The following is a 19,525-nucleotide window of genomic DNA, read 5'->3' as shown; positions in this document are numbered from 1 at the left end:
TATGAGTCTTAAACAATGGTTTCAATCAAAACAGCCCCTTTCGCTTAAGTGGAAATGGGGCATTTTGTTATTTGTTAGTTTCTTAGTCGTTGCAGCTCTATCTTTAAAAATATATCAACAACTTACTTTGTCTGATTATAGGGATCAGCTAAGGACATTTCATCAGGAAAATTTTGAAGATATTCAAAAGGAACTTTCTCTTTCGAATGGTGCTTTTAATAGTTATTCTTTTAAGCCTATTTCGTCGAATGTCGATACGACTTCTTCGCAACAAAAAATAGTTGATATTTTTGCTAATAATCGTGTAGTAATAAGGGTGTTTAATCCTAAACAACAGTTGGTGTATGAAACTAAGCCTCTATCTTTACCTTTAGAATCTTCTCAAGCTGAGTTGAAGGAAATAGAATATCAGGGGAAACATTATATTGTAGGGAATAGACGAATATTGGCAAAAAATAATAGTCAATTACTAGGAACTATTCAATATATCGTTTTACCAGATATAGAAGATCAATTTGTTAGAGGACAAAATCGTTATTATCTCCTTGCGGCAATCATTCATCTTATTTTGTCTTTAGGACTAGCGTTTATTCTCTCGAATTTTTTCTTAAGACCTCTATCATATGTAAACAACACTTTAGATTTGCTTGAAGAAGATAATCTATCGGAAGTACGGGTAATGAAACCGAGAAGCAATGATGAATGGAGTGACCTTAGTCTCCATGTTAATCGGTTGCTAGATAAAATTGATCTTTACGTGAGAAATCAGAAGCAATTTGTGGAGGATGTTTCGCATGAATTGCGAACACCAGTTGCAATTGTAGAAGGACATCTGAAGATGTTGAATCGCTGGGGGAAACAGGATACAGACATTCTGGAGGAGTCGATTGCAGCCTCCTTGCAAGAAATTACGAGAATGAAAGATTTAGTACAAGAAATGTTAGATCTTTCTCGTGCGGATCATGTGGATATTGATTATAAGGATGAAATAACTGAGATTGTGTCTACGACACGTCAAGTATTTAATAACTTTACAATGCTTTATCCTGACTTTCAATTCTATATTGACAGTGAACGAGACGATGAAGAAATTTATGTTAAAATGTTTCGAAATCATTATGAGCAAATATTAATTATTTTGTTGGATAACGCTGTTAAATATTCAACTGATCGTAAAGAAATTCATTTATCTTTAAGCCAAGGTATTAGTAAGGTTCAGATTGCAGTGCAAGATTTTGGCGAAGGAATGACTGAAGAAGATAAAGAAAGAGTATTTGCTCGTTTTTATCGTGTTGATAAAGCTCGATCACGACATAAAGGTGGAAATGGACTAGGTTTGAGTATTGCTAAGCAATTGGTTGAAGGGTATAAGGGGATAATTAGAGTAGAATCAGTTTATCAGCACGGTTCAATCTTTTATATTGAGTTTCCCATTATTACGGATCAAAGGCAATTGTATAAGAGTAAGAAAATTGCAGAAGAAAAATTAATATAAATTAAAAGAAGAGACTCATAAATGACGAGTCTCTTCTTTTGTTTTAGTTATTTCTTTTGTTTCCCAGCGTTACGTTTTTTTGAATTTGCTTTAACGGGAACGATTCGTTTGGCGTTCTCTTTTTCAATAGCTTCCTTTTGTTTGCGAACTTTTGATTGTCGCTTTTCTCGAGGAATATTTTTATATTTTTCAACTTGTTGATCTATTTCTTTTTGAATTTTTGGTTTAGCCACGTGGTTCATATAAACTTGCTGAAGTAGTGACCAAATTGAGCCTGTTAGGAAATAAAGTCCCATTCCAGCGTTAGAAACAAAAGTAAACCATCCGAGCATAAGTGGATTCATAATGAGCATAGAACTTTGCATTTGGTTTGCTGTCGGGTTATCGGCAGTAGGTGTGGGATTTGATTTCTGCATGAGCCAACCTGTAAGAAAAGCAGAAACAGCTACTAATACTACAATTAGAATACTTCGTTCTCCTAAGTCGATACCAAGAAAACTTGATTCAGCAATTTTATCTGAGGAACGGACAGCAGCATAGACAGCCGAGATAATGGGTAATTGAATGAGCATTGGTAAGCAGCCAGAAACTCCACTTAACATACTAATATCATATTTTGAATAGACCTTCATAAGTTCTTGTTGTAAAGCAGCTTTTTCTTGTGGGTCATCTGTTTCATTCATTTCATCTTGAATCTCTTTTATTTCAGGTTGAGCATATTTCATTTTGGCAGATGAGGTCATTGTTCCCTTTGTCATTTTATAGGTAGAAGGGAGCATAAATAAGCGGGTAATAATTGTAATGATAATGATGGCGATACCATATGATCCCCCGAATATATTGGCGATCCAATCCATAAAGCGGGCGGTAGGGATACCGACATATTCATAAATAGCACCACTTGGATTCCCTGATTTATCATAGCTCACACAACCTGAGGCCATTAGTGCAACCATCGATATGAGAAAAATAAATTTCCAGTGTTTTTTTATAAAGTTCATGACACACACTCCGTTTTTAATTCGTTATATTAATTTTTACTACATGCTTAGGCAGTCTGTACTATTTTATGCTAAAAGTTAGTAGATATCAACAGAAAATATTTTTTACGGGGTTCGATATTGACAAAAATTAATGATATAATAACGAATGCATGTTCTAATGACGAGAAAAGGAGTGGATTGAGTGGTCAAAAAAGGTAGTCAATCAACCAAAAGAAAAAAAGCCAGTCAGTCAACTAAGATACAAAAATATCAATCAATTTATCTATTACTTGGTCTTTTTGTGGCTTTCCTGAGCTTTATCGCTTTATTTAATTGGGGATTTGTTGGATTAATGCTAGCGAACGGTTTCCGGTTAATGGTAGGTGAAGCATACTCACTTATCTTATTTGTTTTTTTATTATCTGGAATCACTATGATGATAAAAGGGAATATTGTAAGAGTAAACCCACGACGATTAATAGGAGGCTTGTTAGTTCTTATTGCGATCACAGGGGTATTGCACTTTGTAGAGTTTCATCATTATCTTAAAGATTATCCAAACCTTTCAGTTTTTGATTATACTTTCGAATTATACCGTAATGAACTGTTAACCCAGCAGAATAAATATAGTTTAGGTGGAGGAATGCTAGGAGCGGGACTTTATGCATCCATGGGGTATTTATTTGGTAAATGGGGAGCGTATATTTTCTTTTTTGCAATTTTTCTGATTGGTTTAGTTTGTCTAATGGATGTTCCTTTAACAGCTGGATGGCAGGCTTTGAAAGAAGCTTTTCTCAATAGTTGGAAGTTGATCAGACGTTTATTCCCAGATTTTTCTGAGATGCGTTCAATCTTTAATGAAGAAAAAGAGACGGTCTCAACAAATGGAGGAAGACAAGAAGTTGATTTCAATAAGGAAGGAGAAGGTGTTTTAGAAAGTGAACAGAAAATTAGCAAACAAGAGGCAGAAACACTAGAAGAAATCTCTCCTCAAGAACAGAAAAAGCAAGATCAGAGCAGAAATCCAATACAAAATATTTGGCAGTCTTTTCAGAATTTTTTCTTATCTACGAATGCAGAAAAGGTTGAAGAAAGTGCAATGTCAACCTTAAGCTCAAATCAATACATGCCGACAATCGAACGTGAAGAGGCACCGGTTTATAAACCAGATAAGGAATATGTGTTTGAAGCATATCGACATTCAGATCCTAAAGCGAATACGGCAGAGATGCGTAGGCAAACAAGGCCTGAGAATGGCAAAGTATTAGATCTTGATTTTTTTGATCAGATGAATCCAGTGCCCGATGAAATGAAAATAGAGCAGCCTGAATCGATAGATCGATCAGCCGACGTTATTCAAGTGGATACAGATGAAATAGAAAAGGACGGCAGTTTAGAAGATTTGGTGCAGTCTATGCCAGAAGAAGCTAATCTTGAAAATAAGTCTCTATCGAAGAGTGTTTCAGAGGCTCCTACAGCTAGTCATTGGCAAGAATCAAGCAGCGAACGTCAGGCTTTAACTGATGATGGGATGGATAATGTGCTAAGTAAAGGAGAGCAGATTGAGGCTGTTAAAGCAAAAAGAAAGGAAATTCAAGAATATCAGTTACCTGGTAAAGATCTATTAAAAAAATTACCTGCTGTAGATCAATCAGAAGAATATAAGCGGATCAACCAAAATATTGAGAAACTTGAAATTACGTTTGAAAGCTTTGGTGTCGATGCTAAAGTAGTGAAAGCTAATTTAGGTCCTTCGGTTACCAAATATGAAATTCAACCAGCGGTAGGAGTTAAAGTGAGTAAAATAGTAAATTTAGCGGATGATATCGCTTTGTCTTTGGCGGCTAGAGATGTAAGGATTGAAGCACCTATTCCGGGGAAATCATTAATAGGAATTGAAGTGCCTAATACTCAAGTGAGCCCTGTTGCTTTTAGTGAAATTATTGATGCAGGTTTAGAGAGTAACAATCTGTTAGAGGTTCCTTTAGGTCGAGACGTTGCTGGTTCTGTCTGCTTAGCTGACTTAAGTAAAATGCCTCACCTATTGATTGCAGGTTCAACTGGATCAGGAAAATCCGTAGGCATTAATGTGATTATTTGTTCTTTATTAATGAAAGCAAAACCTGAAGAAGTTAAATTTTTAATGGTGGATCCTAAAAAAGTCGAATTGACACTTTATAATGAACTACCTCATTTACTCTCTCCAGTTGTTACAAACCCGCGTAAAGCTGCGCGTGCGCTTAATAATGTTGTGGAAGAGATGGAGAGAAGATATGAGCTATTTGCAACGACCGGTGTGAGAAATATTGATGGTTACAATGAACAGGTAGAACAGTGGAATCAGAAGGAAGGTACAGGCTACGAACGTTTACCTAAGATTGTGGTTTTCATTGATGAATTAGCAGATTTAATGATGGTTGCCTCAAATGATGTTGAAAATGCGATCATTCGGCTGGCTCAAATGGCACGAGCAGCTGGGATTCATATGATTATTGCGACACAAAGACCATCGGTAGATGTTATTACTGGGATTATTAAAGCGAACGTCCCATCTCGCTTAGCTTTTGCCGTTTCATCAGGAACAGATTCGAGGACGATCTTAGATGCGGTGGGTGCTGAAAAATTACTTGGTCGTGGAGATATGCTCTTTCAACCGATGGGTAAGAGTAAGCCAATCCGTGTTCAAGGCGCTTATATATCTGATGATGAGGTCGAACGTATTACTGATTTTATTAAAGACCAGAGAAGTGTCAATTATGATGAAAAAATTCTTGTTTCTGATGATGACAGTCAAGACGTAACCAATGCTTCTGATGATGAATATTACCAAGAGGCGGTAGAATTAATTTCAGGTCAAGAGACTGTAAGCATTTCGCAACTGCAGCGTAAATTTAGAATTGGTTATAATCGTGCGGCTAGACTGATAGATGATTTAGAAGCACAGGGACTTATTTCATCTCAAGATGGTAGTAAACCAAGACAAGTTTTAATGGATCAAATCATGGAAGATTAATCTCGCTCTCAGGGTGTTTAAATTGCTTATTCCAGTTATTGGCCGTATAATAGCTTTGATAACGTATGCATTGGTGATTAAATTTGAAAGCAGTCATAGATTGAAGTTTTATTCAATTATTTTGTTTTCGGTTAGAAAATTCACGATACTCTATTAGTTTTTTTTTAAGAAGGAGAAATTTTATGAAGAAAATCATGACATCTTTATTAACTACAACCGCGCTAACAGGTTTATTTGCCCCTACTATCATTCAAGCGCAAGATGCTCTAACGATTGCTATGGTGACTGATCAAGGTGGAGTGGATGATAAGTCATTTAATCAATCTGCTTGGGAAGGCATTACTGCTTACGGTGAAGAAAATGGTTTAACAGAAGGGTTAGAAGGATATACTTATATTCAATCTAATTCTGACTCTGATTATATTACGAATATGAATTCTGCTGTGTCAGCTGGGTTTGATTTAATTGCTGGAATTGGCTTTAAATTGGAATCAGCAATTGATGAGATTGCTCAACAATATCCAGATAAACAATTTTTGATCGTTGATGCATTGGTAGAACAACCCAATGTCGCTTCTATTAATTTTCGAGATAATGAGGCTGCTTTTTTAGCAGGAGTAGCCGCCGCTAAAACTACTGAAACAGATCATTTGGGCTTCATCGGAGGAGTAGAAGGAGTCATTATCGATCGTTTTGAAGCTGGATTTATTGAGGGCGCAAAAGCTGTTAATCCTGATATTGAAGTTCAAGTGGAGTATGTAGGTTCATTCGCTGATGCTCCGAAAGGAAAACAGATTGCCGCTGCTATGTATGCAAATGATATTGATGTTATTTATCAAGCAGCGGGAGACTCTGGTAATGGAGTTTTCTCTGAAGCAAAAGATATTGTAAGCAATGACCCTTCTAAGAATATCTGGGTGATAGGCGTAGATATGGACCAAGAAGCTGAGGGAATTATTGAAGTAGACGGGAAAGAGCGACAACTCACCTTGACATCTACTCTAAAAGAAGTAGGTTCTGCAGTGAAAACATTTGCTGAAACAAGTTCTAAAGATGGTTTTAAAGCAGGAAATCAAGTGTTTGGTTTAAAAGATGGTGGTGTAGGTATTACTGAAGGTAATCTCTCTGATGATGCGAAAGCAGAAATTGAAACTTATAAAGAAAAGATTATAAATGGTGAAATAGAAGTGCCTGAGACACCTGCTGAATAATATTAATACAATAAATGTGTAATATTAACGCCTTAATTGTGATGAGCCTATCCAATTAAGGCGTATTTAAAATAAAAAAAGCTAATTTACTTTAAAAATTTTTTAGATATAATATTATAAGCGAGACAGTGTCGACACAGAGAGGGGATCCTATGGTTTCAGAACATGCAGTGATTGAAATGCAAAATATATCTAAACGTTTCGGAGATTTTTATGCAAATCGTAATATTAATTTAAAGCTTAATAAAGGTGAAATCCATGCTCTTCTGGGAGAAAATGGAGCTGGGAAATCAACACTAATGAATATCTTATCTGGTTTATTAGAACCTACTTCTGGTCAAATTATAATAGATGGGAAGGAAGTTATAATTGATTCACCTACTAAAGCCAGTGAGTTGGGAATTGGAATGGTTCATCAGCACTTTATGTTGATTGATGATTTTACGGTCGTAGAAAATATTATTCTTGGAGCTGAACCCAAAAAAGGGATTGTACTCGATAAGAAGCAAGCACGCAAGAGAATTGTTGAATTATCTGAGCAATATGGGCTCTCGGTGGCACCTGATAAAAAAGTAGAACAGATATCGGTAGGAATGCAACAAAGAGTAGAGATACTCAAGACTTTATATCGTGGGGCCGATATATTGATTTTTGATGAGCCTACTGCTTCTTTAACACCTCAAGAAATTGATGAATTGATGGTGACGTTAAGAAAATTAACAAAAGAAGGAAAATCGATCATTATTATTACTCATAAACTGGATGAGATAAAACAAGTAGCAGATCGTTGCACGGTTATTAGAAGAGGCGAATCTGTTGATACAGTTGACGTTGCAATGACTTCTGCGGTCGAATTAGCTAACATGATGGTAGGACGGAATGTCACGTTTAAAACCAAAAAACAAAAAGCACACCCAACAGAAGTCGCTTTAAGTATTAACGATCTTCATATAAAAGATAATCGTGGAATTACTTTAGTCGATCATTTATCTTTTGAAGTTCATCATGGTGAAATAGTAGGAATTGCTGGAATTGATGGGAACGGACAATCAGAGTTAGTCCTTTCGATTACTGGATTATTACCAGCTGATTCTGGACAAATTTTTCTTAATGGGCAAGAAATTACGCAGAAGAATCCGCGTCAAATTTCTCAAATGGGATTAGCGCATATTCCTGAAGATCGGCATAAATATGGTTTGATTTTAAAAATGAAGCTAGAGAACAATATGGTATTAAAAGATTATTACCGTTCACCTTTTTCTAAAAATGGTTTTTTGAATTTCAAGTCTATCGAAGAGCGTGCGAAGTGCTTGATTAATAAATATGATGTCCGTACGGTATCGGAAAAAGTACCGGCTGCTGCATTGTCTGGAGGAAACCAGCAAAAAGCTATTATCGCTAGAGAATTGGAAACGCATCCTGATGTTTTAGTCGCAGCAAATCCTACAAGAGGCCTTGATGTGGGGGCGATAGAATTTATTCATCAATCGCTTATTGATGAGCGAGATAACAATAAAGCAGTGCTTTTGATGAGTTTTGAATTAGATGAAATATTAAATGTATCTGATCGTATTTTAGTCATGTATGATGGCAAAATTGTAGCGGATATTCCAACTGATGAAACAAATGAAGAAGAGTTAGGCTTACTTATGGCAGGAACTTCTTATGATACGGTTCTGAAAAATCGGCAAGTTGTTGAAGGGAGTGCGGCGAACTAATGTCAGGAATTTCAAAATTTATCGTTTCAATTGCTTCAGTTGTGATTGGATTAATTTTCGGAGCGCTTTTAATGTTTGCGTTTGGATATGATCCTATCACTGGTTATGAATCTCTTTATCAAGGGGCTTTTGGGAATCCGTTCTCAGTAGGTCAAACAGTTCGTGCAGCAACGCCTTTAATTTTTACTGGGCTAGGATTCGCAGTTGCTTATACGGCAGGCTTCTTTAATATTGGATTGGCTGGTCAAGCACTTTGGGGTTGGTTTGCTTCTGTTTGGGTAGGCTTGATGTTTCCGAATGCTCCAATTTGGATTGTTTTGCCATTGGCGATTGTAACAGGAGCCTTAGCTGGAGCCCTATGGGCCGCAATTGCAGGAGTATTAAAAGCTTATTTCAATACGAGTGAAGTGATTGTGACAATTATGTTGAATTATATATCCATTTATATCGTAGATTATTTGATTCGATATGTATTAACAGATAAAGCCGATCGAACGCCTTCAATTGGAGCGAATGCTAGTTTAAAAATAGCTTGGTTGTCAGAGCTAACTAATAACTCGACTATTCATGGAGGAGTATTTTTAGCTATTGTTGCAGCAATTATAGTGGCTATCCTTATGGCTAGGACTGTTACCGGTTTTGAATTGAAATCAGTAGGATTAAATCCTCATGCTTCAAATTATGCAGGAATGTCCGCTAAGAAGAATATTATTCTAGCTATGTGTATTTCTGGGGCACTTGCAGGCCTTGGAGGCGTGATGAATGGTTTAGGAGAATTTGGCTTTATCAATTTACAAAATGGAGTAGCACCTGCAATTGGTTTTAATGGTATGGCAGTTGCCTTGCTCGGCATTAATCATCCGATTGGAATTATTTTTGCAGCTTTTCTTTTTGGAGCATTAGAGACAGGCGCGTCGACGATGGCTTTATTTGCAAAAATTCCATCAGAAATAGTGGATATTGTGATTGGGATCATCATATTTTTTGTGGGTGCCAATTATATTATTACTTATTTTCTCGAACGATCAAAGAAAAGGAAATCGCTTCATCAATCTAAACTGGGTCAAGAAGGAGGAGAGTTATAATGTCTATATCATTAATAGCGTTGATAGTATCGTCAACTTTAGTGTATTCTGCCCCTCTTATCTTTACGGCTTTGGGAGGAGTATTTTCTGAACGATCTGGCATTGTAAATGTTGGCTTGGAAGGAATTATGGTAATAGGCGCTTTTTCGTCTGTTTTATTTAATATTTCTTTTGCTCAAACATTTGGTAGCATGACTCCGTGGTTAGCGTTATTAGCAGGAGGTTTGGCTGGTACTCTTTTTGCTCTTATCCATGCAGTTGCTACAGTTCATTTGAGGGCAGATCATATTATTTCAGGAACTGTTCTAAATTTAATAGCGCCAGCTTTAGGTGTTTTTTTAGTCCGTGTTTTTTTTGAAGGAAAAGGTGAAACACCTATGATCCGTCAATCATTTGGATACACTACGGTTCCATTGTTGAATAAAATTCCGATTATTGGGCCGATTTTCTTTCGATCTACTTCGGCTCCAGCATATATGGGGATTTTAGTAGCTGTGATTGCTTGGTTCATTATCTTCAAAACAAGTTTTGGGTTAAGATTAAGATCGGTTGGAGAGCATCCTCAAGCAGCTGATACATTAGGTATCAATGTTTATGCAATGAAATATGCAGGTGTTTTAATTTCAGGCTTGTTTGGCGGTTTGGGGGGAGCGGTATTAGCGAATACTATTACATTAAACTTTTCTATTTCAACAGTTGCGGGCCAAGGATTTATGGCGATGGCAGCTATGATTTTTGGTAAATATAATCCTCTGGGAGCTATGGGAGCCGCGATATTCTTTGGCTTTGCACAATCTTTGGCTGTCATAGGGTCACAAATACCTTTAATATCTAGTATTCCACCAGTTTATTTACAAATTGCTCCTTATGTGGTGACCATTATAGTGTTAGTTGGGGTAGTGGGGCAGTCACGTGGACCAGCAGCAAATGGCACCACTTATGTAAAATCAAAATAAACAAATCTTTATTTTCTAAAAAGATTAAGCGTCATGTGGATATTCTGAAGTTTTTTGCATGAATATGTGAGACTGATTTTTATGTATCATGAGAAGAACTTAATATAAATGAATGAAATGAAGTGACGGGAAAGGGCAGGCATAATTCTTATGGGTTATGTTTGTTCTTTTTTTGCCCGTAGTATCAAAAAACTGTTAGTCGTTCTTTTTTTAATGATGATTAAAAATATAATCTATTTGTCGTCCCTTATAAAGAATGATAAAATATTGAGAGTGATTAAAATAGTGAATATATCACGTCCTAAAGTTGAGAATGTGATGTGAAAATTTATCATTTATTAGGTGAAAGAGACTTCTTTTCTAACACGAAAATTGTCTACGAATTTGAATAACTCTCCAATTTTTAGTCAGGATACGATCAATTATCGGTAATGTATTATTGATATCTATTATTTGTAGAGTATTCTATAGTTTTTGCGATTTATGATGGTTAAAATTTAGTACATACTGTGAAGGTTGGAATGTTTTGAGCATTCTTTAAATAATGTATAAAATTTGCTAGAAACCATATACTATATATTACCTACTTGACTAATTGCTTAAATGAAGAGGTTCATTATTATAAGCAGGAATAGGAGGTTAGTAGAATGTCTTTGGAGAAAACCGTTCATATTAATCAACTTTTATCATATTATGGAGTGTTGTTAACTGAAAAACAGCAAAATATGATGGCTTCTTATTATGAAGAAGATCTTTCTTTATCAGAAATTGGAGAAAACTATCAAATTAGTCGTCAAGCTGTATATGATAATCTTAAACGAGCAGAATGTTTATTAAAAGAGTACGAAGAAAAATTGAGGCTATTAGACAAAAGTAATCAGCGTTTAGAACGATATGATCAACTCAAGCAAGTATTGACCAAAAATCAATGTGCAGTTGAAATAGTTGAAGAATTAATTCAAAAAGAATTATAAAGAATTGAGGAATAAGAGTATGGCATTTGAAGCGTTATCCGAGCGTTTACAAAGTTCGATCTCACAAGTTGGGAAAGGCGGCACAATTAGTGAAGCTGATTTGAAACAAATGATGAGGGAAATCCGACTTGCCTTATTGGAAGCGGATGTCAATTTTAAAGTTGTTAAAACATTTGTGAAGAAGGTTAATGAAAGGGCTTTAGGCTCAGAAGTTCTAAAATCTTTATCTCCAGCTCAACAAGTTGTTAAAATTGTTGACGAAGAATTAACAGAGTTAATGGGAGGGGAACAAGTTCCGTTAAATTTCTCTGTTCAACCTCCTACGATCATCATGATGGCAGGTTTACAAGGAGCGGGGAAAACAACAACTGTTGGAAAATTAGCTAAGTTTGTTCAAGAACAAGGAAAGAAGAAACCATTGTTGGTAGCAGGCGACGTTTATCGTCCTGCTGCAATTGATCAACTTCAAACAATTGGTCAGCAATTAGGATTTGAAGTTTATAGTCAAGGAACAAATGTTAGTCCAGTGGAAATTGCTCAGAATGCGGTTCAACAAGCGCGAATGAATGGCAATGACGTTGTCTTAATTGATACAGCTGGTCGACTTCATGTAAATGAAGAATTAATGAATGAATTACGTAATATTAAAGCCGCAGTTCAACCGCAAGAAATTTTACTTACAGTGGATGCTATGACTGGGCAAGATGCGGTTAATGTTGCGGATGCTTTTAATGAAGCGCTTGATATTACAGGGGTAGTCATTACCAAATTAGATGGTGATACTCGGGGAGGAGCAGCTCTTTCGATTCGTTCCATCATTGATAAGCCGATTAAGTTTACTGGCCAAGGTGAGCAATTAAATGCACTTGAGCCTTTCTATCCAGATCGTATGTCTAGCCGTATTTTAGGTATGGGCGATATGATGACTTTAATTGAGAAGGCTCAGCAAGATTTTGATGAAGAAGAAGCTCAAAAGATGGCTGGAAAAATTAAAGATGCCTCTTTTGATTTTAATGATTTTTTAGATCAAATGGATCAAGTTAGAAAGATGGGACCTTTAAAGGATCTGATGAAAATGATCCCAGGTATGAACAAAATCCCTGGTATAGAAGATTTTAACATCGAAGAGAAAGATATGAATCGAATTAAAGCGGTTGTACAATCGATGACGCCATATGAGCGTGAAAACCCAGACGTTATTTCGCAAAATCGTCGCAAACGAATTGCGGCAGGGTGTGGTCAAAGCTTACAAGAAGTGAACCAACTAATTAAGCAATTTAACCAGACAAGGCAAATGATGAGTCAAATGTCAAATGGGAAAATGGGTAGCATGAACAAGATGATGAATCAGATGCAACAACAAGGTGGAGGAATGAAGGGGATGCCACCGATGGGCAAAATTCAATCACCAGAACAAATTGAAAAGCAAAAAGAGCAGAAGCAAATAGCTCGACTGCTTAAGAAAAAGAAAAAAAGAAAATAATTTTAACTGTAAAGCAAAAAGACTTTACACAGATCTGAATTTCTGATATTATACATAATTGTGATATTAGTTATGGAGGTGAAATTATTATGGCAGTTAAAATTCGTTTAAAACGTTCAGGGGCTAAAAAGCGTCCTTTTTACCGTATCGTAGTTGCAGACTCACGTTCACCACGTGATGGACGCATTATCGAGAAAATTGGTACTTATAATCCTGTATCAGAGCCAGCGGAATTAATTATTGAAGAAGAGAAAGCTTTACAATGGTTAGCAAATGGTGCACAACCATCGGATACAGTTCGTAACTTGTTCTCGACTCAAGGGATTATGCAAAAATTTCATGAATCTAAACAGTCTAAATAAGCAGGTCAATATCGTCAATAGATAAAGGATGTGCTCTAATGGTAGAACAAATTCAAAGTTTAGTTCGAACGATCGTAGAACCTCTGATTGATCATCCTGAAGAATTTAAGATCGAAGTTCATGATTCGGAAGAGTTTATGGAATATCATTTAATTTTACACCCAGATGATATCGGACGAATTATTGGTAAGAAAGGGCGCGTGATACGTGCTATTCGTACCATTGTTTATAGTGTTCGAATGAGAGATCAAAAGCGTTCAAGAATCGTCATTGCAGATGATTTGGATCAAGAAGATGAATCAACAGTAGAATAGTTCTGAAGGTAGTGTCATGGACGCTACCTTTTATTATTTTCATTTAATCCAGAGCCTGATAAGAATCATTTGACTCCCTTTCGAGAGATTATTTGATATACTAATTAGGGATTTTAAATAAAGGAGAAATTAAATGGAGTTTTTTCGAGTAGCAAGAATTGTTAATACATTTGGTATTCGTGGGCAAATGAAAATATTAATCGATACAGATTTTATAGAAGATAGATTTAAGATAGGAAATCAGCTTTATATTTTACACGACAATCAAATGGTTCGAAAGGTAATTGTGGAGTCTCTGCAACAGCATAAAGGTGCCTATTTAATTCAGTTCAAAGATTTATATGATATAAATCAAGTAGAACAATTTAAGGGAATGTCTTTAGCGATTTCTGCAGAAGATCAACATGAACTTGAAGAAGATGCCTATTACCATCATCAAATAATCGGATTAGATGTTTTGACTCTTGATGGAAAACGCTTAGGAACGATTAAGGAAATTCTAGTGCTAGGTTCCAATGATGTTTGGGTGGTACAGCCAATAAACTCTAAGCGTAAAGATATTTTATTACCTTTTATAGGAGATGTTGTCAAAAAAGTTGATCTTGAGAAAGGTCAAGTTTGGGTAGAGCTGATGGAGGGATTAATAGATGAAGGTTGATGTATTAACACTATTTCCTGAAATGTTTGCTCCCATGAATCACTCTTTAATGCGTCAAGCACAAGAAAAAGGTTTGCTGGATTTTCAAACCCATGACTTCCGTCAATTTTCTGTTAATAAACATGGGCATGTGGACGATTATCCTTATGGTGGTGGTGCTGGAATGTTACTGCGTCCAGAGCCCATTATTAATTGTTTAGAATCCCTTAAACTCTCTGATCATGCGAGAATTATTCTGCTTGATCCGATCGGCACACCATTTACTCAAGAAAAAGCCGAAAGCTGGGCTACGGAGGACCATTTAGTTTTTATTTGTGGTCATTATGAAGGCTTTGATGAGAGAATTCGATCGTTTGTGACAGAACAAGTTTCTTTAGGAGACTTTATCTTGACGAATGGAGAGCTTCCAACAATGGTAATGGTTGATGCAACTGTTAGGTTAATTCCGGATGTGGTTGGGAATTCAGCTTCGATTGTCCATGAATCATTTCAAGATAAATTATTAGAGTATCCTCAATATACTCGGCCATCAGAGTTTAGAGGTATGTCTGTACCAGAAGTTTTACTAAGTGGTCATCATGCTAATATTGAACGGTGGCAACATCGTGAAAGTTTACGCCGTACTTATAAATATCGACCTGATTTAATTGATTTTGAAAAACTTAATGACCAAGAAAAAGAGTGGCTTAAAGAATTTCAGTTAGATCAAGAATAGGAAAGATAGCAGTATGCAATTTGTATTTGTTAAAAGTGGTTTAACTCTTTTAAATGAAAATCATCAAATTCAAGGTTCTTACGATCTGCCTTTATCAGAGAAGGGGAAAGAACTTGTATTTCAGTATTCAAACCGATTGGAACCTTATCAACCTACTTTTATAGTGACTTCTATGCAAAGAAGAAGTAGAGAGACGGCAGAAATATTAATTAATAGAAATGGTTGGCAAGAAGTAGAATGGTTTAGAGATAGTCGATTTAATGATCGCCATTTTGGCTTTTGGGAAGGGAAAAAGGTAGACGATTTTTTGGAGTTTTCAAAAGAATCAATTATTCAACATATTCCAGGTGGAGAATATCATTTGAATTTTTTAGAAAGAATTCATAAGGCAATGTGGTCGATTCAAGAAAAAGTAATCCGAGAGCATAGTGTGATTGTGATGGTATTAGATGAGAGAGTTATTAAAGAAATTCTTAATTTTTTAAACAATGACTCATCTAATGGATTAAATGATCATATTGTAGAATTCTTCTATTAAACTTGAAAAGCCCTTTACAAGTTTTAAATTTCTAGTATAATATTAAAAGTGGTCATGAGACCTTAAATAAACGATATTCCGCTAAATAGAGATTAGCTATTTAAGAATGTTTGTTGGAAGGAGAAAAAAGAATGAGCCAAATAATCGATAAAATTACTGCAGCTCAATTACGTAATGATATTCCAGACTTTCGTCCTGGAGACACTGTAAGAGTTCACGCTTTAATCGTTGAAGGTGATCGTGAACGTGTACAAATCTTCGAAGGTTTAGTCATTAAGCGTCGTGGAGCAGGTATTAGCGAAACTTACACTGTTCGAAAAATTTCAAATGGTGTGGGTGTAGAACGTACTTTCCCAGTACATTCACCACGTGTTGCTAAATTGGAAGTTGTTCGTAAAGGTAAAGTTCGTCGTGCGAAATTATATTATATTCGTGCATTATCTGGAAAAGCTGCCCGTATTAAAGAACGCGGAAGATAATCAGACTGAAATTAAGCATCAAGAAAGGCTTTATATAGCCAATATTGGTGCTTTTTTTGTTGTCTGAAAGTATATTGAATACGTTTTGAATACGTTAATTTAAAATGCCATGTATTCAGCGAACTTATCAGCATATTCATCACGCTTTTTATCAGTTACATGAGCATAAATATTCATAGTCGTTTTGATGTCTGTGTGGCCTAAACGTTCTTGAACAATTTGAATAGGTGTATCGATTTCAAAATTTGGTGAAATGGATAGTGGAACTAAAAATTTAATTGTCATTATTGGCATGATTGTGGCTGCAATAGGCCCATTACTGATGATTTTAGGTGGTCTAGCTATGGCTATTTCGTTTTTGCTAACGCCAGTTGGATTAGTTGTGGCTGGGGTAACTGCTTTAGTTGGTATAATTATTGCAGCATTTCTTAATTGGGATTCAATTGTTAAATATTTTTCAGGAGCTTGGAATTTTTTTCTGTGTAGCAGCTACTCTAGTATTTAATGCTTTGGTTAATAGTATTCAGCAAGGTTGGGCTAACGTAAAAGCGAAAACGTCAGAATTAGCTTCTTCAATGACAGCTAAATTTGATGCAAATCAAAGCAGCAGCTCATGCTAAATTTGATGCTATAAAACAAGGGATTACAAATAAAATCAATGCAGTTAAAGAGGCTGTTCAAAATGCAATCAATAAAATTAAGTCAATCATGAAATTTTCGTGGAAATTACCACATCTTAAATTATCGCATATAAGCATATCTGGTAGCTTTAGTTTGAGTCCTCCTAGCGTTCCTAAATTTGGGCTTTCATGGTTTGCAAAAGGTGGTATTTTAACACAACCTACCGTATTTGGAGCTAATGGGAATAATCTCATGGCTGGCGGTGAGGCTAGAAAAGAAGCAGTACTGCCACTTAATGCTGAAACGCTTGGCGGAATAGGTCGAGGAATTGCTAACGCTACAGGGTTTGGAAACATGGCAAATATTGAAGCTTTGTTAAAACGATTGATTGCAAGTAATGAGAGACCAGTTGTTGTTATGTTGCCGAATGGACAAGTGATTTTTGAGTCAATTAAAAATTATAGCGATCAATGGACGTCATCTACCGTTGATTGGACTGAGAGGGGGCTTACTATTTAAATTTTCGTAGGCATAAAAATAAGCCATCACTTAATTGTGGTGGCTTGTTGCTTATTTTCCTTTGAATCATTATGTTAAATAAAAATAGTTTGCCTTAGTTATTATTTTTCATTGATATGATTGGTAGGATTTGCTACTTGAACTTTAACTTGTTGAAAAGCTTGCTCATTTGTTGCTGAATTAGAAGTTACATTTAATAGGTCACCTTTTGCTAATTGAATTGTACTAGGAACATTGATTGTCCATTCACCTTTATCATTTGCAGTGACAACTTCTTTATCGCAAGTTTTATCAAAAAAAACTAAAACAGTAGCGTTTGGGGTAGAGGTACCGTTAATTGTCTGATTCTTTTCAAAGACTGTATTTACTTTGACAAAGTTTATTTGCGCTTTAGATTCCTTTGAAATTTCCGAATCCTTTACTGCACTTGTTTCTGAAGTGCTAGTCGCTATTTCTTTAGCTTCATTATTTTTAATGGACCCCTTGTTGTTTTTTAATTCTGCTTGGGCATTAGAGTCAGCTCCAACAATAACTTCTTCATAAAAGATGTTTCCTTTCTTATCACCAGTCGTTGCTTTTACAATATCACCATTTTTTAATCTAGATCCCTGGGGCACATTTACCGACCAATTTCCATCTGAATCGGCGTCTACTGTCTCTTTGTTTGAATCGGAAAATTGAACGGTTACAGTTGATTCTTGGCCAGCTGTACCAGATACAGAAGTATCATCTTGGGCAACCGCATTAATTGTTATCTGTTTATGTATTGTTTGGATATAAACGGGTTGACTCTCTTCGGCATATATTTCTAGGTTAGTTATTCCTAAAGCTATTGGACTTAGCAAAAGCATGGTGCATGTTGAGGCTATCTTGAAACTATTTACTTTTGTTTTTTTCGAATTGAACACTTTACATCATCCTTTAAATTAATATTTTGTTTTCTCGATACAGTACAAAAAGGGTAACAAATAGAAGTGAATTTTTGTATTTAGGTGTATGAATTAATTATGAACTTTTTGGTAATCATTTTTATACTATTCTTTATAATACATGGTGTTTACATTTTCTTTAAAGATTGACTATTTTTGATGTTAGATTTTATGTTAAAGTTAAAATACTAATTAGGAAACATTAAAAGACATTTTATGAAAAGATAATACGGACTTGAAGACTTCTTCAAATATATTTAAAATGGCTTTAATAAAATACTATATATGTATATATTCAAAGGAGCTTTTAACATGGTAATAATTACAGACTCATCTTCAGGTATTGATATAGAGGAAGCAAAAGGATTAGATATTGAAATCGTTCCTTTAGTTATAACTATGAATGGGGAAAATTTTATTCAGGAAACACCGTCACAGATAGACTATTTTTATTCAAAGCTGGAAACAACAAATAATTTACCAGTTACTAGCAGACCTTCACCAGAAAATTATTTGAAATTTTATGATAAAGCAGAATCGATAGGAGAAGACGTGTTAGTTTTAACGCTTTCACATGGCTTAAGCGGAACATATGAAAGTGCAATGGTTGCTCGTAATATGTCTAGCTGAAAGGAGCATATCTATGTAATAGATACTAAACAAGCTATTTTGTCATTAAGATTAGTCGTAGAGTATGCTGTAGAATTAAATAAAATTAGCAATAATCCGGAAGAAATAATTGAAAAAGTTCAAAGCGTTTGTGAGAGAGCTACTGTTTATGGAGTGGCAGGGACTTTGAAATTTTTAAAAATGGGTGGTAGAATACCCAAATCATTAGCGACTATTGGTGAAGTACTGTAAATAAAACCAATTATCGAATTAAAAAATGGTAAATTAGTTGAAGTTGGAAAATCAAGAGGTTTCGGTTCTGCAAACAAAACCATCATTGATAAATTTTTATTAGATGAGTTCGACCCAAAATTTCCAGTTTACTTTGGTTATACTCAAAATATCCAATTGGCAGAGACTTTAAGAGAGAATACTCTTATACAACGCAGTATATCTAATACTGGAATATATCAAATTGGTCCAAGTATCGGTTCACATTTAGGTTGTAAAGGAATAGCAATTGCATATGTAAAAAAATAATAGTGGAATGTCAACAGTTTCTTAGACACTTTTCATGTGTAAATTTTTATACGCAACAGGCGTTAAATAATGTAATGAAGAATGTGGTCTAAAATTGTTGTACCCATTCACATAATCAAATAATTCTGTTTCTAGCTGGTTCAAGCTTTCAAATCTCATTTGTTTTACAAATTCAGTTTTGATTGCTTTCATCGTCGCTTCTGCAACAGCGTTATCATAAGGACAGCCTTTTGTGCTTAATGAACGTTTGATGTTAAATGTTTTTAAAACTTCATCTATCAATTTGTTGTCGAATTCTTTACCTCTATCTGTATGAAATAATT

General features: G+C 35.3%; 19 protein-coding genes and 2 pseudogenes. 17 read left to right on the top strand and 4 right to left on the bottom strand.

All coding sequences use genetic code 11. The features are described from left to right. Position 1 precedes the first annotated feature (1 nt). The gene (locus HZY91_RS03000; protein ID WP_197114623.1) at positions 2-1,495 is read left to right on the top strand and encodes a sensor histidine kinase; all 1,494 of its coding nucleotides are present in this window, start codon (positions 2-4) and stop codon (positions 1,493-1,495) included. Positions 1,496-1,542: 47 nt separating this feature from the next. Here HZY91_RS03000 and yidC read toward each other — a convergent pair whose 3' ends face one another. Further along, the gene (yidC, locus tag HZY91_RS02995; protein WP_197114621.1) at positions 1,543-2,496 is read right to left on the bottom strand and encodes a membrane protein insertase YidC; all 954 of its coding nucleotides are present in this window, start codon (positions 2,494-2,496) and stop codon (positions 1,543-1,545) included. A 184-nt stretch (positions 2,497-2,680) separates the two neighbouring features. Here yidC and HZY91_RS02990 point away from each other — a divergent pair, with 184 nt between their 5' ends. The 13 genes from HZY91_RS02990 (at position 2,681) to rplS (ending at position 15,984) form a co-directional block, all read left to right on the top strand. Next, entirely contained in the window at positions 2,681-5,491 is a 2,811-nt protein-coding gene (locus tag HZY91_RS02990; RefSeq protein ID WP_328751687.1) for a DNA translocase FtsK, read from the top strand. 182 nt (positions 5,492-5,673) lie between these two features. Continuing rightward, the gene (locus HZY91_RS02985; RefSeq protein WP_197114619.1) at positions 5,674-6,702 is read left to right on the top strand and encodes a BMP family lipoprotein; all 1,029 of its coding nucleotides are present in this window, start codon (positions 5,674-5,676) and stop codon (positions 6,700-6,702) included. Positions 6,703-6,854: 152 nt separating this feature from the next. After that, entirely contained in the window at positions 6,855-8,420 is a 1,566-nt protein-coding gene (locus HZY91_RS02980) for an ABC transporter ATP-binding protein (RefSeq protein WP_197114617.1), read from the top strand. Continuing rightward, positions 8,420-9,505: an ABC transporter permease gene (locus tag HZY91_RS02975; RefSeq protein WP_197114615.1), complete on the top strand. Its 1,086-nt coding sequence runs from the start codon at positions 8,420-8,422 to the stop codon at positions 9,503-9,505. The genes HZY91_RS02980 and HZY91_RS02975 overlap by 1 nt, the downstream gene beginning before the upstream one ends. Next, positions 9,505-10,461 carry an ABC transporter permease gene (locus tag HZY91_RS02970; protein WP_197114612.1) on the top strand — a complete coding sequence of 319 codons (957 nt, stop codon included), beginning with the start codon at positions 9,505-9,507 and terminating at the stop codon, positions 10,459-10,461. The genes HZY91_RS02975 and HZY91_RS02970 overlap by 1 nt, the downstream gene beginning before the upstream one ends. Before the next feature lie 647 nt (positions 10,462-11,108). Continuing rightward, positions 11,109-11,435, top strand: a complete 327-nt coding sequence (ylxM, locus tag HZY91_RS02965; protein ID WP_197114610.1) for a YlxM family DNA-binding protein — start codon at positions 11,109-11,111, stop codon at positions 11,433-11,435. A gap of 19 nt (positions 11,436-11,454) precedes the next feature. Next, a complete protein-coding gene (gene ffh / locus HZY91_RS02960) occupies positions 11,455-12,918 on the top strand; it encodes a signal recognition particle protein (RefSeq protein WP_197114608.1) in 1,464 nt (487 codons plus the stop codon). An 89-nt stretch (positions 12,919-13,007) separates the two neighbouring features. Continuing rightward, a complete protein-coding gene (gene rpsP / locus HZY91_RS02955) occupies positions 13,008-13,280 on the top strand; it encodes a 30S ribosomal protein S16 (RefSeq protein ID WP_197114606.1) in 273 nt (90 codons plus the stop codon). Between the two features lie 38 nt (positions 13,281-13,318). Then, positions 13,319-13,594, top strand: coding sequence for a KH domain-containing protein (locus tag HZY91_RS02950; RefSeq protein ID WP_197114604.1), 276 nt, complete (start codon positions 13,319-13,321; stop codon positions 13,592-13,594). A 133-nt stretch (positions 13,595-13,727) separates the two neighbouring features. Next, positions 13,728-14,252: a ribosome maturation factor RimM gene (rimM, locus tag HZY91_RS02945; protein ID WP_197114602.1), complete on the top strand. Its 525-nt coding sequence runs from the start codon at positions 13,728-13,730 to the stop codon at positions 14,250-14,252. Continuing rightward, positions 14,242-14,967 carry a tRNA (guanosine(37)-N1)-methyltransferase TrmD gene (gene trmD / locus HZY91_RS02940; RefSeq protein ID WP_197114600.1) on the top strand — a complete coding sequence of 242 codons (726 nt, stop codon included), beginning with the start codon at positions 14,242-14,244 and terminating at the stop codon, positions 14,965-14,967. The genes rimM and trmD overlap by 11 nt, the downstream gene beginning before the upstream one ends. Before the next feature lie 13 nt (positions 14,968-14,980). Beyond that, entirely contained in the window at positions 14,981-15,505 is a 525-nt protein-coding gene (locus HZY91_RS02935) for a histidine phosphatase family protein (RefSeq protein ID WP_197114598.1), read from the top strand. Between the two features lie 131 nt (positions 15,506-15,636). Then, positions 15,637-15,984: a 50S ribosomal protein L19 gene (gene rplS, locus HZY91_RS02930; RefSeq protein WP_197114595.1), complete on the top strand. Its 348-nt coding sequence runs from the start codon at positions 15,637-15,639 to the stop codon at positions 15,982-15,984. A gap of 99 nt (positions 15,985-16,083) precedes the next feature. Here the strand turns inward: rplS and HZY91_RS10920 are convergent. After that, positions 16,084-16,224, bottom strand: a pseudogene (locus HZY91_RS10920) (site-specific integrase); the annotation flags it as partial. 103 nt (positions 16,225-16,327) lie between these two features. On the opposite strand from HZY91_RS10920, the gene HZY91_RS02920 reads away from it, so the two are divergent. Together HZY91_RS02920 and HZY91_RS02915 are read left to right on the top strand one after the other, a co-directional pair. Beyond that, complete coding sequence (locus tag HZY91_RS02920; RefSeq protein WP_197114591.1) at positions 16,328-16,489, top strand: hypothetical protein; 162 nt, start codon at positions 16,328-16,330, stop codon at positions 16,487-16,489. An 83-nt stretch (positions 16,490-16,572) separates the two neighbouring features. Continuing rightward, complete coding sequence (locus HZY91_RS02915; protein WP_197114589.1) at positions 16,573-17,124, top strand: hypothetical protein; 552 nt, start codon at positions 16,573-16,575, stop codon at positions 17,122-17,124. Positions 17,125-17,225: 101 nt separating this feature from the next. Here the strand turns inward: HZY91_RS02915 and HZY91_RS02910 are convergent, their stop codons facing one another. Next, on the bottom strand, positions 17,226-18,032 hold the full coding sequence (locus HZY91_RS02910; RefSeq protein WP_197114587.1) for an Ig-like domain-containing protein: 807 nt from the start codon (positions 18,030-18,032) through the stop codon (positions 17,226-17,228). A gap of 306 nt (positions 18,033-18,338) precedes the next feature. Between HZY91_RS02910 and HZY91_RS10915 the strand changes: the two are divergent. Beyond that, a pseudogene (locus HZY91_RS10915) lies at positions 18,339-19,202 on the top strand (DegV family protein). Between the two features lie 21 nt (positions 19,203-19,223). On the opposite strand, the gene HZY91_RS02890 reads toward HZY91_RS10915, so the two are convergent. Further along, positions 19,224-19,525: IS3 family transposase (locus tag HZY91_RS02890; protein ID WP_197114581.1), on the bottom strand; the 302-nt coding region annotated here is incomplete at its 5' end.

The organism is Facklamia lactis (assembly GCF_015863205.1).
Taxonomy (GTDB): Bacteria; Bacillota; Bacilli; order Lactobacillales; family Aerococcaceae; genus Facklamia; species Facklamia lactis.
The sequence above is the reverse complement of the archived record's forward strand: the minus strand, read 5'-3'. Positions and strand labels throughout refer to the sequence as shown.

What these genes read in the sequence shown, in the direction of transcription:
- HZY91_RS03000 (WP_197114623.1), top strand. Translation starts at nt 2, where the DNA reads ATGAGTCTTAAACAATGGTTTCAATCAAAACAGCCCCTTTCGCTTAAG.
- yidC (WP_197114621.1), bottom strand. Translation starts at nt 2,496, where the DNA reads ATGAACTTTATAAAAAAACACTGGAAATTTATTTTTCTCATATCGATG.
- HZY91_RS02985 (WP_197114619.1), top strand. Translation starts at nt 5,674, where the DNA reads ATGAAGAAAATCATGACATCTTTATTAACTACAACCGCGCTAACAGGT.
- HZY91_RS02980 (WP_197114617.1), top strand. Translation starts at nt 6,855, where the DNA reads ATGGTTTCAGAACATGCAGTGATTGAAATGCAAAATATATCTAAACGT.
- HZY91_RS02975 (WP_197114615.1), top strand. Translation starts at nt 8,420, where the DNA reads ATGTCAGGAATTTCAAAATTTATCGTTTCAATTGCTTCAGTTGTGATT.
- HZY91_RS02970 (WP_197114612.1), top strand. Translation starts at nt 9,505, where the DNA reads ATGTCTATATCATTAATAGCGTTGATAGTATCGTCAACTTTAGTGTAT.
- ylxM (WP_197114610.1), top strand. Translation starts at nt 11,109, where the DNA reads ATGTCTTTGGAGAAAACCGTTCATATTAATCAACTTTTATCATATTAT.
- ffh (WP_197114608.1), top strand. Translation starts at nt 11,455, where the DNA reads ATGGCATTTGAAGCGTTATCCGAGCGTTTACAAAGTTCGATCTCACAA.
- rpsP (WP_197114606.1), top strand. Translation starts at nt 13,008, where the DNA reads ATGGCAGTTAAAATTCGTTTAAAACGTTCAGGGGCTAAAAAGCGTCCT.
- HZY91_RS02950 (WP_197114604.1), top strand. Translation starts at nt 13,319, where the DNA reads ATGGTAGAACAAATTCAAAGTTTAGTTCGAACGATCGTAGAACCTCTG.
- rimM (WP_197114602.1), top strand. Translation starts at nt 13,728, where the DNA reads ATGGAGTTTTTTCGAGTAGCAAGAATTGTTAATACATTTGGTATTCGT.
- trmD (WP_197114600.1), top strand. Translation starts at nt 14,242, where the DNA reads ATGAAGGTTGATGTATTAACACTATTTCCTGAAATGTTTGCTCCCATG.
- HZY91_RS02935 (WP_197114598.1), top strand. Translation starts at nt 14,981, where the DNA reads ATGCAATTTGTATTTGTTAAAAGTGGTTTAACTCTTTTAAATGAAAAT.
- rplS (WP_197114595.1), top strand. Translation starts at nt 15,637, where the DNA reads ATGAGCCAAATAATCGATAAAATTACTGCAGCTCAATTACGTAATGAT.
- HZY91_RS02920 (WP_197114591.1), top strand. Translation starts at nt 16,328, where the DNA reads ATGGCTATTTCGTTTTTGCTAACGCCAGTTGGATTAGTTGTGGCTGGG.